General features: G+C 62.0%; 15 protein-coding genes. 8 read left to right on the top strand and 7 right to left on the bottom strand.

The window, feature by feature from the left end:
* The first annotated feature begins 89 nt into the window (after positions 1-89).
* Entirely contained in the window at positions 90-731 is a 642-nt protein-coding gene (locus tag H8S47_RS05300; protein ID WP_214654945.1) for a TetR/AcrR family transcriptional regulator, read from the top strand.
* 378 nt (positions 732-1,109) lie between these two features.
* Here the strand turns inward: H8S47_RS05300 and H8S47_RS05295 are convergent, their stop codons facing one another.
* From H8S47_RS05295 to H8S47_RS05275, 5 genes are all read right to left on the bottom strand, one after another.
* Positions 1,110-2,360 (bottom strand): MipA/OmpV family protein, encoded by a 1,251-nt coding sequence (locus H8S47_RS05295; RefSeq protein WP_187502871.1) that lies wholly within the window; start codon positions 2,358-2,360, stop codon positions 1,110-1,112.
* 185 nt (positions 2,361-2,545) lie between these two features.
* Entirely contained in the window at positions 2,546-4,852 is a 2,307-nt protein-coding gene (locus tag H8S47_RS05290; protein ID WP_187502870.1) for a TonB-dependent receptor, read from the bottom strand.
* A gap of 37 nt (positions 4,853-4,889) precedes the next feature.
* Positions 4,890-5,855: a FecR family protein gene (locus H8S47_RS05285; protein ID WP_187502869.1), complete on the bottom strand. Its 966-nt coding sequence runs from the start codon at positions 5,853-5,855 to the stop codon at positions 4,890-4,892.
* Positions 5,845-6,411 (bottom strand): RNA polymerase sigma factor, encoded by a 567-nt coding sequence (locus tag H8S47_RS05280; RefSeq protein ID WP_187502868.1) that lies wholly within the window; start codon positions 6,409-6,411, stop codon positions 5,845-5,847. The genes H8S47_RS05285 and H8S47_RS05280 overlap by 11 nt, the downstream gene beginning before the upstream one ends.
* Positions 6,401-6,580 (bottom strand): hypothetical protein, encoded by a 180-nt coding sequence (locus H8S47_RS05275; protein ID WP_187502867.1) that lies wholly within the window; start codon positions 6,578-6,580, stop codon positions 6,401-6,403. The genes H8S47_RS05280 and H8S47_RS05275 overlap by 11 nt, the downstream gene beginning before the upstream one ends.
* Before the next feature lie 293 nt (positions 6,581-6,873).
* Between H8S47_RS05275 and H8S47_RS05270 the strand changes: the two genes are divergently transcribed.
* Both H8S47_RS05270 and H8S47_RS05265 read left to right on the top strand, forming a co-directional pair.
* A complete protein-coding gene (locus H8S47_RS05270) occupies positions 6,874-7,353 on the top strand; it encodes a Rossmann-fold NAD(P)-binding domain-containing protein (RefSeq protein ID WP_214654944.1) in 480 nt (159 codons plus the stop codon).
* Between the two features lie 323 nt (positions 7,354-7,676).
* The gene (locus tag H8S47_RS05265) at positions 7,677-8,642 is read left to right on the top strand and encodes an MBL fold metallo-hydrolase (protein WP_187502865.1); all 966 of its coding nucleotides are present in this window, start codon (positions 7,677-7,679) and stop codon (positions 8,640-8,642) included.
* Positions 8,643-8,661: 19 nt separating this feature from the next.
* On the opposite strand, the gene H8S47_RS05260 is transcribed toward H8S47_RS05265, so the two are convergent.
* Positions 8,662-9,573 (bottom strand): LysR family transcriptional regulator, encoded by a 912-nt coding sequence (locus tag H8S47_RS05260; RefSeq protein ID WP_187502864.1) that lies wholly within the window; start codon positions 9,571-9,573, stop codon positions 8,662-8,664.
* 86 nt (positions 9,574-9,659) lie between these two features.
* On the opposite strand from H8S47_RS05260, the gene H8S47_RS05255 reads away from it, so the two are divergent.
* Positions 9,660-10,541: an MBL fold metallo-hydrolase gene (locus tag H8S47_RS05255; protein ID WP_187502863.1), complete on the top strand. Its 882-nt coding sequence runs from the start codon at positions 9,660-9,662 to the stop codon at positions 10,539-10,541.
* A 270-nt stretch (positions 10,542-10,811) separates the two neighbouring features.
* Here the strand turns inward: H8S47_RS05255 and yczR are convergent, their stop codons facing one another.
* Positions 10,812-12,272 (bottom strand): MocR-like transcription factor YczR, encoded by a 1,461-nt coding sequence (gene yczR, locus H8S47_RS05250; RefSeq protein WP_187502862.1) that lies wholly within the window; start codon positions 12,270-12,272, stop codon positions 10,812-10,814.
* 61 nt (positions 12,273-12,333) lie between these two features.
* Here yczR and yczE point away from each other — a divergent pair, with 61 nt between their 5' ends.
* The 4 genes from yczE (at position 12,334) to H8S47_RS05230 (ending at position 15,175) form a co-directional block, all read left to right on the top strand.
* Positions 12,334-12,957 (top strand): membrane protein YczE, encoded by a 624-nt coding sequence (gene yczE, locus H8S47_RS05245; RefSeq protein ID WP_187502861.1) that lies wholly within the window; start codon positions 12,334-12,336, stop codon positions 12,955-12,957.
* Positions 12,958-13,146: 189 nt separating this feature from the next.
* Complete coding sequence (locus H8S47_RS05240; RefSeq protein ID WP_187502860.1) at positions 13,147-13,611, top strand: RrF2 family transcriptional regulator; 465 nt, start codon at positions 13,147-13,149, stop codon at positions 13,609-13,611.
* Positions 13,601-14,494 carry an NAD(P)/FAD-dependent oxidoreductase gene (locus tag H8S47_RS05235; RefSeq protein WP_187502859.1) on the top strand — a complete coding sequence of 298 codons (894 nt, stop codon included), beginning with the start codon at positions 13,601-13,603 and terminating at the stop codon, positions 14,492-14,494. Before H8S47_RS05240 ends, H8S47_RS05235 begins: the two co-directional genes overlap by 11 nt.
* 3 nt (positions 14,495-14,497) lie before the next feature.
* Positions 14,498-15,175 (top strand): class I SAM-dependent methyltransferase, encoded by a 678-nt coding sequence (locus H8S47_RS05230; RefSeq protein ID WP_187502858.1) that lies wholly within the window; start codon positions 14,498-14,500, stop codon positions 15,173-15,175.
* The last annotated feature ends 151 nt before the right edge of the window (positions 15,176-15,326 follow it).

Here is a 15,326-nt window from a genome sequence, read left to right as displayed (position 1 = left end):
CCATATTTCCCCCTCGGTGGGGAATGGCCTAGGCATGCCTCCGCCCGCGCGGGTGAGCGTGAACGTGTCTAGTTGCCACGAGGTATTTAATGACGAGCGGCATGTCAGGGGACAAACTGCAAAGTGCAAGCCGGGACGATTCACGTCGGCGCGGCAAGTCGCTTGAGGAAGCTATCTTGGCCTCCACGTGGGCAGAGTTGACGGAAAGCGGCTACTCGAGCCTCACCCTCGAAGCGGTAGCGAGGCGCTCCGGTACAAGTCGTCCGGTTTTGCACCGACGGTGGAAGAGTCGGGCAGATCTCGTTGCCGCAGCACTAATCCGTCATTTTGCCTTACACCCTGTCGACGTGCCGGATCTCGCCAACCTAAGAGACGAGCTTGCACTGTTATTGCGCCAGCTTGCGGACCGGAGCACACCAATGGTTGTTCAGATCATACTCGCAATGAGCGAAGATCTGGCGCGAGAAGGGCGGAATATCGCCGTTCTCCGATCACGGATCGTTGATGACGGCCCAATGAACGCAATTATACAACGAGGCATTGGTCGCGGTGAGATAGATTCCTGCAAACTCACGCCGCATATCGCGTCGCTGCCTCAGGATCTCCTTCGCCATCAAGCAATCATGACGAATGACGGTATTTCAGACGATTTCATCTTCATCGTGCTCGACCAGATATTTCTGCCATTGGTTTCACGCGCCGATCAGGGCGAACCACCGGCTATTCCTTAATTTCCCGATTGTCGGTGGAGCGTGAACATCACTAGTACCACCAGCAGCCTGAGCGTTGTCGAGGTCAGAGGGGGTATCGTAACTCCCCGGGCTATCAGCGTCGCGAGGTGAGCGATGACCAGATGGAAGCCGCCACAAGGAAAGTCATGCAGCTGCTCATCAAGCCGATGAGCACGGAACCCGTTTCCTTTGCCGCGAAGACACCGACTCTGATGAGAATGACCAAGCCAATCAACCATAGCGTCACCCACCATAATGGGAGTGCCTTCGGGCACGCGAACAGAAGCCGGCGATGCGGCGATCGCCGCGCAAGTGCTGCGCGGCTACGACGCACGACGGTTTTCACGGGGTCAGAAGGCACCCCTTCTTTCCCTCCTGTCAGAAAGTGTACGCCACGCCTAGAATTCCGACCGGCTGCCAGCGGCGTTCGGTGAACGGGCTGTCCATGACGCGGTCAAGGTTGCGCGTCATCAGCGCGGAACCGACAAAGCTAATATGATCCGTCAGACGATATTTGACCGCCAGCGTGGCGCCCACGTCCTGAAGACCGCTCGAGGGCTTGTACTGGGGAAGACCAGAAGCCGCTGCCTGTTGGGCGTTCACCCCGAAATAACTGGTCAGATATTTCTTGTCCGCCCATGTGGCACGAACGCCGGGAACAACGAGAAGCCGATCGGTGACACGCACCGGGTAGCTGATTTCTCCGTCCACGAACATGCCTTTAGCGTCGCCGGTGAATGGGGCGGTGACAGCCAGCGTCCCCACGAAACCGCCAACAGTCCCTGAAACGAATCCGCGCCCACCGATACTGGTGCCAAGCTTGCCAACGCCCTTGGGGACCTTGTCGGCGTCATAGCCGCGCACCGGGGTAATGCTGAAACCGGCCTGAAATTCGGGAGTGTCGACCACATTGACGCCGATGCCGTCGCCAAGGCGCAGGAAGAAATGTCCCTGTTTAATGTCCACCACAGGAAGCGGTTGGATGAAATAATCTTTCGAGCCTTGGAATTCCGGAAGCGCCGCGCCGCCGATCCCGATGGTGATATGGTTGTCGGAAGTCGCTTCCCTGGCAACGTTGGAGCCGTAACTGTCCTGCGCTTGTACAACGGTGGGCGAGGAGACAGCGACTAGAAGCGCGATTGGCGCAAGTGGAGAAGCATATTTAATAGAAGAATATCGCATTACTTTGCTCGCTTCTTGGGGGTCGAGGATATCGACCGGTGCGCGGGTGATGCGCCCGGCTATGGGTGCCTTGGAGGCAATCGCTGGATCGGGGGCGCGGTTACGCACCTCGGAATGCTCGTACGGGACAGGCGTGCACTTGTGCGAAGCAGCCTCCGCGGGATCCTGTTCGCTAACCAGGCGGTTGATTTCACTTATCTGCGGATCGTCGAAGCCAGCCAGACGCAACTTTACGTGCTCCGCCTCGGCCAAGGCGGCACCATGCACGCGACGAAGTATCGCGTAACGTCGCAGTGCCTCGAGCCGCGGCGCTGCGAGCGGCTGGTGGACGTGCCCCCCGAAGATCCGCCGGACGAGACTGCGACGCGGCACACAGCTGGAAACTGGGTCGGCGCGGGCGAGTCCGATCACTACCAGTTCGATGTTCGTGAGCGCTTGATCGGACATCAGGGCTTTCTCCTTTCAGCCCTGAGACACCGACGATCGAACACAACCTCATCAAAAAAATGCGGAGCAAACTCTCCAACCACCAAAGAATTGCGTGACGCCGGCCCTGCGAACCAAAGCGAGCCTCCGCGGTCACGCGGAGCGCCCGATCCACGACGCTCATCGCATTTTTCACGACGGCTTACTCAGAAGCGAGTATCAATCCCCAGCCTGATGGTTCGGGGCCGGAGCGGCGTTACCTGATCACGCTGGCCCAGGCCGTAGGGATTGCCGTAGGCGAAAGTGTTGGCTCGCACGTCGCCAAGATTCGATATGTCGAGCGAAATGCCGATGTTGCCGAACGCGAGGCGGCCGCCCATTTCCGCGACCAGATACTCCCCCTGCGAAACGCCGAGAAGCGGGCCCGGGCCGAGTTGGGACTTGCCGACATAACGCATGGATGCGTCGCCTGTCAGATTGATCCCGGGAGCGATGTCCGTTCGCGCTTCAAACCCGACGCGCACGCCATCGCGCGCGATGTTGGGCAAGGCATTATGCTCTTCGCCGGCCATCACAGGTTCAGTGCGCAGCCTGCTGTCGTTAAGAAATGCGGCCGCCGTTACCGTTACGTCCGGTGAAAGCCGCCACCTGATTTCCCCATCCAACCCATAGATCCGGCCGTTGCCAATATTGGCCGTGTACGGCAGGCCCGAGCCGCCGATCAGGTCGGCCTGTATATGGTTCCATTCGGCAAGAAACAGCGCCGCGCGCACCGACAATGGATCGTAGACCTTGCCCCAGCGCACGCCCAATTCAATCTGCGTGAGGTCGTCAGCCTCGAACCGGCGGCTTTCATTCGTCGAGCCAGACGAAGCGGCCAGCCCCCCTGCTCGATATCCCTGCTGATAACGCAGAAAACCCGTCAGCCGCCCCGCCGGGCGCCAGTCGAGTGCGATCGTGGGTGAGAAGCGGACCTTGTTGCGGAACACTTCCTCCGGAAACTGACCTTTTCCGCCAAGCGCTTGCCCGGCACTGCCCGCGATGGTGAGCCGTCCGCCAACAGTCGCCACCAGCCTCCGACCAACCGGCTGCGAGGCTTGGCCGAACAGGGAAAACTCGGCCTGAAGGTTGCGGACACCCGCGAGCGGCGCGGGCGCATCGGGCGTCCCTAGCGTGCGCGTAATCCGACTGACATCATGGAGGGCGCCAAGCCCTGCGACCCATGATCTATCGCGCGCGCCTCCCGCGATGCGGGTCTCATGCGCTATAAGGGTAATATCGCTCCTCTCCTCGAATTTCGCGGGCGACAGGGAGCCGGCATGCCCGGTCGCATCGAAGACCGATGACAGATCGTGCCGGACCACAGAGGTCGTCGAGACCAGTTCGGCGCTTCCGATTGCCCGGCGGACATCGAGATAGACCAAGCGATAGTCGTTGCGGAAAGGCTGGGACAGGACGTTAGCGCGCGTGAGCGGCGGGTCTCCATGCAGCACATACTGCCCGTCACGGCTCACGATGTTCTGGAACACACCACCCAGATCGACGGTCCACCCGGCGATATCGGAAAATCGCCAGACCAAACGCGCCCCATATTTTCGGGTGCTGTTGATGTTCTTGAGATCGCGCGATGGATCGTCGATGTAGCCTGCCTCGCGAGCGGCGTGGACGACGGCACGAACGGCAATACGATCGCCGCTGATCGGAAGATTGATCATCGCGGCGGCGTCCGCGCCGATGCCGCCGGACCCTGTTGTGCTAAGGCCTGCGGCTGCCGTAGCGCTGGCATTGGCGCCATCGGGAATGCTCGGCACCAGACGGATGACGCCGCCGAGCGAGCCCCCGCCGTAGAGCGTTCCCTGGGGGCCCGCCAGCACCTCGACCCGCTTCATGTCATAGAGATTGAGATCCGGATCGGGCGCGTTGTAGTTCAGCCGCACATTGCCGAGATATTGGCTCACCGTCGCTTGGGTGGGGCCATTGAAACTACTGTCGGCTATACCCCGGACAAACAACTTGTCTCGCCCCGGTCCGAGATTCGTCGAAGCGAGCGCTGGAAGGATTTTCGCGATGGCTCCGGTTCCCTCCGCGCCGTTCCTCGCAAGCCAGTCCGGCCGGAACTCGATGACCATGGCGGTGCCGGGATAGGTATTGAGAGTATTGTCCTGTTTGCTCGCGGTGACGACGATTTCCACCGGGCCCTGCTGAACCTCCGGCGGTTTCCCGACCGGCCCCGGCCTGGGCTTGCTCGGCCGGGGCGGCACGACGCGTTTGCTGACAATCCTCACGGTCACCGCGTCATAAAACAGGCCCTCCGTGCCGGTACCACGCAAAGCTCGGGCCAATGCCGCGCGCACCGAATGCCGGCCGCGCACACCGGGCGACCGCCGGACGGCAATGCCGGGATCCGTGACTGTTATGGTAATTCCAGCTTGGCTTCCTAATGCCGCCGCGACTTCACCCAGCCGTCCTGCGGGTACATCGAAAGTCTCTGCGCCGGCTTCGTCGGCGCTCACAAGGCTGCCCGCAACGGCGATCAGCGCCGTCGCCCATCTAACGCCCCGCACCGTCCGCAGGCTTCATTGTCCAGCCCTCGGGCCCTTGTTCCAGTCGCACGTTCAGGGCACGTTCGAGGCGCCTAACCTGTTCGGGTCCTTTCCCATTGAGAACAATCGATCCCGAGAAGGGGCGGTCCGTAACAGACGGCGCCACGATGATGCGCACGCCGAGCGCCCGCGACAGATCGCCCGCAACCTGCGACATGGGGTCTCCCGTGTAGCTGAGCCCTCCCTTCTCCCAAGATCCGACTCCCTGAACGGGCACGCGCGTGACGCGAATGCGAGTGGAGCCATCTCGGTCCGCCAGCACCTGCCCGGGATCGAGTACGATCCGGTCGCGATCGGGATTGTAGATCACCTTGCCTTCCGCCACGGCGACCCGCACTTCGCTTGGGCTCCGCACGACATTGAACACTGTTCCTGCGTCTTCGACACGGTTTTCGCCGAGCTTGAGCACGAACGGATGTACGCTGTCATGGCGAATTCGGAACAACGCCTCGCCCTGCGCCAACTCGGCAAAGCGCGCGTCCTTGCTATCGAAAGTCATGCGCGTCGATCCATTCATCACGACCTGCGTACCGGGATCAAGCGCGACGGTCCGGCGCTCGCCCGGCCCGGTTACCACGTTGTAACGGCTCGATATCAGCGACGGCCCGAGCGCGAACGCCGCGACAATCGCCGCCGCTAGCGCTCCTCCGCTCAGAAACCAGCGGCGCGTCGGACGCGATAGCGGTGTGGCGAGTTCGTCACTGTCATTCGCAGCTTCACGGAAAACCAGGTCGGGCAGCAGCGGTTCGATGGCATGATCTACACGCTCGATCGCATCATAGGCCTCCGCGTGTTGCGGATCTTCGGCCAGCCAAGCGGCGAAGTCCTCCCAGGCATCGTCACCTCCGTTACGAAGACGAATGTGCCATTCGATGGCGCGCGCCTGAATGATGTCCTGTGCCTCAGTTGCCATGACGCCCTCTTTGGACGTTGAGATGCCGGGGAACGATACTATCCGCATCAAGGCGCAGCTTTGCGGTCGCGATTTCCGCATAGGCTCGCGCGAGATGCTTCTCCACCGCGCTCACGCTGATCCCGAGATCCTCAGCTATCCCGCGTTGCGTCTCGCCATCGATCCGAAAGCGCTTGAAAATCATCCGCGTGCGTTCCGGTAGCCCATCCAGAACCCGCTGCAAGATAGCAAGCTGCTCACGGGCAATGAGGGCGGTCTCGATCGTGGGCCGATTGTTCACTTCCGCGTCATTGCCCCCATGGACCCCCGCCCAATCGTCTTCGCGGCGCGCGCGACGGTCGGCGGTGCGACGAGACAGCGAAAAACCGTTACTGGCCATTTTATACAGATAGGCGCGCGGCTCCGTGACCGGCCCTAGACTTTGGGCCAGCAGTTTCAAGTGCACCTCCTGAAGGATGTCTTCGGCGTCGGCCAAAGACGCGCCGCGTAACTGAAGAAAGCGCAGCAAGGCCTCGCGCGTTTCAGCGAGAATTCCAAGAAGTCCACTATTCGACATTCGGCATCCGCAGTCGCACGCCGACACCATGCGCCCGCCGATCCGCGTTGCGCCGCGTCAGACCTGTACTTGCCGGTATTTTACAGTGAAGCCGCAGCGCCGCGCCGGTGTCGTAACGGGGTAAGGAGTCTGCGCCCATGCCCACCATCCCAATATAGATCATGTCCATCAGGTCGGACACACCTGTTCGCAAGGCGCAGATCGATCGCACCGCGTAAGCTGGGACCCTCGACATCAACGAATTCCCCTTTCCGATTCATTCCCGCTCGGTTCGTCACTCCGCGCGAAGGGTCCTCGCTGTCGGAACTTTAGGATGACATGATGCATCGTACAATGCGTGGCAGGCGCAACGGCGCGGCCTTGCTGTTCGACCGATGCGCTGCCTGACGGCTGGATGCGCAACACCGTTGATCACATCGAGTGGCGAGCTCACTTCCTAGTGTTAAGAAGAAACGGCGCGCAATGACCACGCAGGTCGGCCTGGCCGGCTGTCCGGCGCGTGTCGCGCGAATGCTGCAGAAGGCCGCAACAGTCGGCGCTGGGTCGGCATATGGTCGCGGAGGCGATGTTTATTCACCGTGCGCCTTGGACGCTGTCCTCAATCCTCGGACCATCCCGGTAATCAGAGCAAGCGTCATCGCTGGCGCTGCCAACAATCAGCTCAGCGACCCGAGGCAGGACGCCCGTCTTCAGGAGCGTGGCATTACATACTGCCCGGATTACGTGGTGAATGCTGGCGGCGTCCTTTCCGTGGGCGAGCGTGGCAAACGGTTCGACCGCTCAAACGCGCTGAAGCGCGTCGAGAGGGGTCCGGCAGACGACGACGAAGGTACTGAACTTGGCGCATGCCGAAGGTTTGCCGACCGGAGCCGCTGCAGACCGTCTAGCCGAACGCCGGCTTCGGCCCAGGACCAAGACTCATCGGTCATAGCCGAAAGATGACGGTGGCAGCCAGGGGATGGCAAGAAGATGGTTGGCACCGACAGTAGCGAGTGGCGACGCGGCGCGCATCATTCAGACGATCTAACATGATCTCGACGCGTGTGCGGCTACACCGGCACTTGTCGTATCCAACCCGTTCGTTGGAGAGTTTGAAGCGGGATGGAGGACTGGATGCCATTGGCTCGAGGGCACCGTGAGTCGATCAGCATCATAGTCCTGCGGTTGTGATCAACCGGGCTGATGGCGGCGATTGTCGGTTTCGATTTCAAACTCCGAGTTGATGTTCCCAGTTGTGGTTCTTCAATTATCGAAGAGTTTTTTAGATGACCCGAACCGCTACTGTCTTCGCTGCCGTCTTTCTCCTATCGATCACATCCACACCCGCTATCGCTCAAACGGCCAATCGCCCGCTGTCTACTGCACCTCAGGCGGGTGACATTCAGCGATTCAGGTTCGGAGACCTGCGCGTTACGGCTTTGTCCGACGGAACCGTCCCGCAGGACCTCCACAAGTTGCTGCTGGGGATCACACCGCAGGAAGTCGACAAGCTGCTTGGTAGAGCATTTCTAAAAAACCCTGTCGAAGCGTCCATCAACGCGTTTCTGCTCGAAACCCATGAGGGTCTAGTGCTGATCGACGCCGGGGCAGGCGAAGTGTTCGGTCCGGGCTATGGCGGTCGGCTCGTCCACAGCCTGGCGGTCGCCGGCGTCGACCCATCGCAGATCCGCCACGTCCTGATCACCCATGTACATTCTGACCATTCCGGCGGGCTCGTGGTCAAGGGGAATCCAGTTTTCCCGAACGCCGTGATCCACGTCGGCAAGCCGGACGTCAACTTCTTTCTCGGGGCGCAAGGCACGGAACGGCGGGGCTATGCGGACCACTATTTCAGCGAAGCAGAAACAGCGCTTCGGCCGTATCTGGCACAAGGGCGGCTGAAGACATTCGAAAACGGCGAGGAAATCCTGCCGGGCATCACTGCGGCTATACATCCCGGTCATACGCCCGGGGCCGCGTTCTTCACTGTGCGCAGCGGCAAGGACGCCATGGTCTTCATCGGTGACACCCTGCACGTAAGCTCAGTCCAGTTTCCGCGCCCTGGCGTGACCATCGTCTACGACGTCGTCCCGGACCAGGCGAGTGCCGTACGTCGGACTGCGTTCGACCTGTTCGCGCGAGAGCGCACACTCGTTGCCGCGCCCCATCTGCCGTTTCCCGGTATCGGGCACGTCCGACGGGATAAGGACGGCTACGCCTGGGTTCCGGCCGAATATGTCGACCGGGACTGAGGGCGGAGTGGGGCGGGCATCAGCTTCGCCCCTGCTCCTGGGCGGCGGCGAACATCTGCCCCCGCAACCAGGCATGGCCCTCGTCTTCCTGATGCCGGGGGTGCCAGAAGGCGGTGAGACCGATGGCATTGAGCGCAAACGGCGGCTCCATGACCTCGATGGCGGCGGCATATTTCGCGAGGAAACGGCGCGGAAGAGTGCACAGGCAGTCGCTGTTGGCGACGATCAGCGGCGCCAAAGCGTAGGTTTGCACCGACACGGTCACTCGCCGGCGCCGGTTCGTCATGGCCAGCGTGTCATCGACGAGACCGGAAAAGCCGCCGCCTTCAGCGGAGATGAGGACGTGATCCAGCGCACAATATTCGTCGAGCGTAAGCGGCCCCCGGCCGCGCGGATGACCGGCTCGCTGGGCGACGACGAATTGCTCTTCGAAAAGGGTCCTGCTGAGCCACAGGCTGGACGTCCTTCCCGATCCGACAAACATGTCGATCGAGCCGTCTTCCATGCCCTCGGACATCCGCTCGGGATCCGGAGCGATCACAGCGATCCGGATGTGTGGACCCGTCGACTGAAGCCTGCGGACCAGATCCGGGATCAGCATGACCGCGGGATTCTCGTAGAGCGCCAGCCGGAAGGTGCGCTCGCTCGTCGTCGGCTCGAACGTCACTGGCTCGCCGAGGCGAGCCAGTCGCGTGATCAGGTCGCGGACGCCCGGATCGAGTTGATCCGCCCGCGCGGTCGGAACGACGCCTCGCCCGGTGCTCGATGGCGTGAACAACGTATCGCCGAACAGGGTGCGCAGCCGCGTCAGCCGGGCGGAGAGGGCGGGTTGGCCGATGCCAAGCTGTTCGGCGGCCCGCGTCACATTCCGGTGGGCGTACAAGGCCTCGAAAGCCCGCAGGAGTCCGGTGTCCAGATCCGGATCACTCATCGGGCATATGCCTGACGAACCTCCCGATCGCGCCCCGAACCTGCGTCGCCCGGTCTGATGCAACTTCGCAAAAGGAAGCTCTCCTGATGTTTCGACTTCTTGCCTTAACCCTCGCCACCGTGCTTGTCAGCTTGTCGTCTCCCGCAGATGCGCAGGTCCGCACCGCTTTCCCGGTAGAGCGGGGTCTCAGTATTGCCGACTTCCCCCGGCTCGTGCCGTTGGGGGGCAGCGTCTATGCCTATGAAGCGCTGAGGGCGCCGGGTTTCACGACAGTATCCATGATCGTCGTGGGCTCTGACGGCGTGCTCATTGCCGACGGCCAGGAATCGCCGGATGCGACACGGGCGCTGCTGGCGGCCGTCGCCACGGTGACCGAAAAGCCTGTCCGGTGGATGGTGGTCGGTTCGGTTCATGAGGATCATACCGGCGGGACCGAAGCACTCCCGGCGAACACCGTACTTGTAGTCCATCCCGATGGCCTCTCACAGATCAGGAGCGGCGGCCGAAAGGTCGAGACCGGACCGCGTGCGATCGGGGAAGTCAAGTCTATTGATCTGGGCGATCGGGCGGTGGATATCCTGTTTCTCGGCCGTGCCCACACCGCATCGGATCTGGTCGTGCGCGTCCCGGACCAGAACCTGGTCTTCATGAGCGAGGTTTTCATGAACCGGGTGTTCCCTCCGATGCGATCTGCGTTCCCTAAAGAGTGGGAAGCCAGCCTGCAGCGCGCGCTCGAGCTCAAGGCCCACCTTTATATTCCGGGACACGGGTTTGTGGACGGCCCCGAGCGGTCGCGTGAAGAGATGCAGGCCTTTCGCGCGGCCATAACGCACATCCGCTCGGAAGCCCGTCGTCTGCGAAACGCATCGCCGGGAACCGTTGCGGATTGGGGTGAGTACGCGTCATGGATGCTGGCGGACAGTCAAGAGCCCATCGCTCTCAAACGCCTCGCGGCGCTGGGCGAGTGAGACCGGCGTCGATATTTCTTCCGCTAACTGCGCAATGAAGGTCTATGTTCGCATCGGGCGGTGAGGGACCCCCACCGCCCGTCACGTATATGCCAGCTCCTGGAGCCTGGGTCTTACCGGAGGGACACGGAGGTCTCCGTCGAAGCGAGCGCGGCGCGCAACAGCGGTGCGCCCGTCGTGGCCAACCAGTTTTCGAAAGTCTAGAGTTCCGGAAGGTCTGAAGTTCTCCGAAGGTCCCGCAGCGGGCCGTGCGATCTCGGCGCGCACGCGTTAGATCATGCGGTCCGCCTCCACGGCCAACAATGGGCTGTCGAAGCCACGCGCGGCTCGACGATGCAGGCTCCGGTCAGCTTGTGCGAGCCGCTGTACCGCGCGCTGCAGATCAGGCTCAGTCAGGGTGAAAGGCAGGCGTACGAAGCGCTCGAACCCACCGTCGACCGCGAAGCGCGGTCCTGCAGCAATTCGCACGCCCAGGCTTTGCGCCATTGCCGCGAGCGCAGATGCGTCAGGGCGCGGCAGCTCCGCCCAAAGGGCCAGTCCGCCCTCGGGTACAGACGCGCGCCAATGTGGCAACGCCTCGGCAAGCAGTGCGATCAGCCGGTCGCAACGCGCTCGCATGAGAGAGCGTTGGTCGTCCGTCCGGCGATCCCTGTTCAGCATCACTGTTACGGCGAGTTGCTCCAACACGGGCGTCGCCATGTCCAGGATTGCGCGCAGACGGCCAAACTCGGCGATGCGCTGCTCGCTCGCGCGAATCCATCCAATGCGCAGGCCGCCCCAGTAACGTTTGCTCGCCGAGCCCAGGCTGATGATCATATCTCCGTCGGGATCGTGCGCCGCGACTGGTGCGGGCGCAGTGGCTCCCAATCCCGTTTCCACCATAGTTTCGTCGATCAGCAACGGCGTCCGCGTCCGCGCTGCGATTGAGACCAACTCCCGCCGCCCCGGTTCGTCCATCAACCGTCCCGTGGGGTTGTGAAAGTCCGGTAGCAGGTAAGCAAAGCGGGGGCCGGCTTGACGGAAAACCGCATCCAGGGCTTCGAAATCCCAACCCGTTTCGGGGAGACTGATCGGCACCGGCTGGCAATAGTTGCGCGAGATTGCGCCCAAGGCGTTGTGATAGGTGGGATGATCGACTGCGATGCGATCACCGGGTCCCGCCAGCGCACGCAAGACGAGCGTGAGCCCATTTTGGGCGCCGCTCGTCACGATGATCTGCTCGGGCCGGGTTGGACAGCCGCGTCTTTCATAGTCGCGTGCGATCGCCTCTCGTAGGCAGGGGAGACCCAAGGCCTCATAGCCGATGCCCGAGAGCCAGGCGGGAAGCTGCCGCAACGCTTCTTCATAAGCTTCCCAGAGTCCGGCCGGTGCAGGCACGGCGGCCGCTGTCCAGTCGATGAACGGATTTTCCCCTTCGTTGTCATCCGCCTCCACGGCGGCATCGCGACCGCCGGGGAGCTGCGTGACGCTCCCCGATCCTCGTCGGCTCAGGAGATAGCCATCCTCTCGCAGCTGCCCATAAGCGGCCGTCAAAGTTGTCCGGCTGACACCGAGCGCGTGCGCAAGCTCGCGCTCCCCCGGGAGCCGCACGCCCAGTCCGATCCGACCGTCCACAATCAGCAATCGTAGCGCCCGCGCGAGCAAGTGGTAGGCTGCCTCCCGCGTGTCCTCTCCTCGCCAATGGCCGAGAAGGCGTGAAAGGGAGCCAGAACTAAGACGGATCGGAAGCATTAGAGGCCACTATCACCAAAGTGGATATTTGTAACGGCGCCACTTTAGCTCATCTGGCGCCATGTTCGATCATGATCGCCTCTTCGCTCGCCTCGTGCAACTCCTCGGTGGGTTGAGTCTGTATGGCATTTCCATGGCCATGCTGGTCCGCGCCAATTTGGGTCTCGACCCATGGGACGTGCTGCACCAGGGGGTTGCGCCACGAATCGGCCTCAGCTTTGGACAGACGGTCAACTTGGTTGGGCTCGTCGTCCTCGTGCTATGGTGGCCATTGCGACAGAGGCCGGGACTGGGCACCGTGCTCAACATCGTGGTGATCGGGACCGTTACCGACATAGCGCTCGCATTGATGCCGGCGCCGGAAGGTCATGCACCGCGGATTGCGCTGCTCGGCCTCGGCATTCTGCTCAACGGTATAGCTGGCGGCGCTTATATCGGTGCAGGACTCGGTCCCGGTCCGCGCGACGGCCTGATGACCGGCCTTTGCCAGCGCCTGAGGCTACCGATCAAGCTCGTGCGCACTGCGATAGAACTGGCGGTGCTAGGCATCGGCTGGATGCTGGGCGGCACGGTTGGAGTTGGGACGATCCTGTACGCAATCAGCATCGGTTGGGTGGTCCATCACGCTTTGCCGTTCTTCATGATCGACAAACGGCCTGGAAGCTCTTCGCCAGTGAAAAGCTAGAGTCCAGATGCGTTAAGAGCCAGATCGATGGCCGAAACATCCAGCGCTAACGTCCAATGAGACCGACTGCGCCGACAATTGCGGGCAGGACGGTCCCATGACTCCTGAACGCGAAAACCAGTGCGAAGCCGCTACACTTGTCTAGCACGACCATTGACGTGCAGGTGATCACGCATCATATGAAGTTACATGAGACGAGATAGCCGATTATCCGGTGTCCTCCACGTGCTGCTGCACATGGCTGAACAGCCCGGGCCCCAGACTTCCGAAACGCTTGCCCGCGCCATGAACACCAATCCGGTGGTGGTGCGCCGGATCATGGCCGGCCTGCGTGACCAGGGCTTCGTTAGTTCAGAGAAGGGGCATGGCGGTGGCTGGACGATTGCCGCGGACTTCGAGGCAGTCACGCTCCGCGAGATCTATGATGCGCTGGGCCGGCCGGAAATGCTGGCTATGGGCAATCGCACAGACGCACCTGGATGCCTCGTCGAGCAGACCGTCAATGCCGCCTTGGGCCAGGCTTTTGACGAAGCCGAGGCGCTGCTCCTGAACTGGTTCGGAGAAATCACGCTGGCGCAGCTGAGCGAGGACTTTCACGCCCGCCTTTCCGATCTTGGCGGAGCCGTCACTCTGGAGAATGCGCATGAAGCATGATGCCATCATAGTCGGCGGCGGTTTTGCCGGGCTGGCGGCCGCAACTTATTTGGCGCGGGCACGCCGGAACGTCAGGGTTGTCGACACCGGCAAGCCCCGCAACCGGTTCGCCGATGCTTCCCACGGCTTCCTCGGGCACGACGGCAGTGATCCGCGCCATATTCTGGCAACCGCGCGCAAGCAGCTTCTGGCCTATCCCACCGTGGAACTGATCGAGGCTGAAGCAAGCGTGGCGCGGATCCATGAGGATGGCTTCTCGGTGCGTCTTGCTGGCGGCGAAGAGATCGTGGCACGCAAGCTGATCCTCGCGTTCGGCATGCGTGACGAACTGCCCGATCTTCCCGGCCTGCCGGAGCGCTGGGGCAAGACAGTGCTGCATTGCCCCTACTGCCACGGGATCGAGTTCAGCGACGAGCTACTGGGCGTGCTCTACCGCACACCGATGTCGGTGCATCAGGCCAGCCTGATCGCCGAGTGGGGGCCAACGACGCTGTATCTAAACGGTGCAGAACTGGCCGAAGGAGAAAGGGCAACGCTCCACGCGCGTGGTGTTAAGGTTGAGACCGCACCTGTCGCAGGATTGATCGGCGAAGGTTTGGGCCTTTCCGCCATCGAGATGGCTGACGGGCGTCGCAGCGCAATTGCCGCTCTCTACATTGCGCCGCGCTCCTGTTTCACAAGCCCGCTGGCACAGCAACTGGGCGTAGAGATTGATGACGGCCCACTTGGTCCCGTCATCCACACCGATGGTGACAAGATGACATCCGTTCCGGGCCTATACGCAGCGGGTGACATTGCCCGGATGCCGCACAGCGTCAGCTGGGCCGTCGCGGACGGGGTGACGGCAGGGACGTCGGCGCATCGCTCGCTCGTGTTCGGCTGAACCATGGACACAGTACGTCTCTTTACCGATCGGGCCGCTATCGCCAGCTATGCCGAAGATACGCCGCGCAGGGTGCCAGGCTATGCGGATCTCCACCGCATGGCCATGCTTCTGCTCGCGGAACGCGCGCCACGGGCGGCTGACATTCTGGTTTACGGTGCTGGTGGCGGTCTGGAACTCAAGGCTTTCGCCGGTGCCCAGCCGGATTGGCGGTTCACCGGCATCGATCCTTCGGCGGAAATGCTCGATTTGGCGCGGGAAATCCTCGGACCGCTGCACTCACGCGTCATCTTGCGGCAGGGCTATATCGACGACGCCCCACAGGGGCCCTTCGACGGGGCGACATGCCTGCTCACCCTTCACTTCTGCGACCGCAAAAGCCGGCTGGAAGTGCTGCAAGCCATACGCCGACGGCTGAAGCCGTCTGCCCCCCTCATTGTCGCGCACCATAGCTGCCCAGCTGGAAGCGACCTGAAACCGTGGCTGACGCGCTCGATTGCCTTCGCAGATCGGGCCGGCCACGATCTGGCAAAAGCGTCGGCTTCTGCAGAAACGATGATCTCGCACCTGCCAATCCTGTCTTCAGACGAGGACGAAGCACTGCTCCGCCAGGCAGGCTTTTCCGATGTAGCGCTCTTCTATGCCGGTTTCAGCTTCCGCGGTTGGATTGCTACAGCATGACCGCTTTCTAGCTAGACGTGCTAAGATCGGCAGGCGTGTTGCGGCCGTCAGGAACGGACTACGCTGCCGATTGTCTTCGAAAGGTTCTTATTCAGAAAATACCGAAATTCTCGGATGAAATCAAAAGCGTAGTTATTCGACGGCCCTGCGG

The organism is Sphingomonas albertensis, from assembly GCF_014358075.1.
In the GTDB taxonomy this organism is placed as follows: domain Bacteria; phylum Pseudomonadota; class Alphaproteobacteria; order Sphingomonadales; family Sphingomonadaceae; genus Sphingomonas; species Sphingomonas albertensis.
Note: the sequence above shows the minus strand (reverse complement) of the source record. Positions and strands in the feature narration are given on the sequence as shown.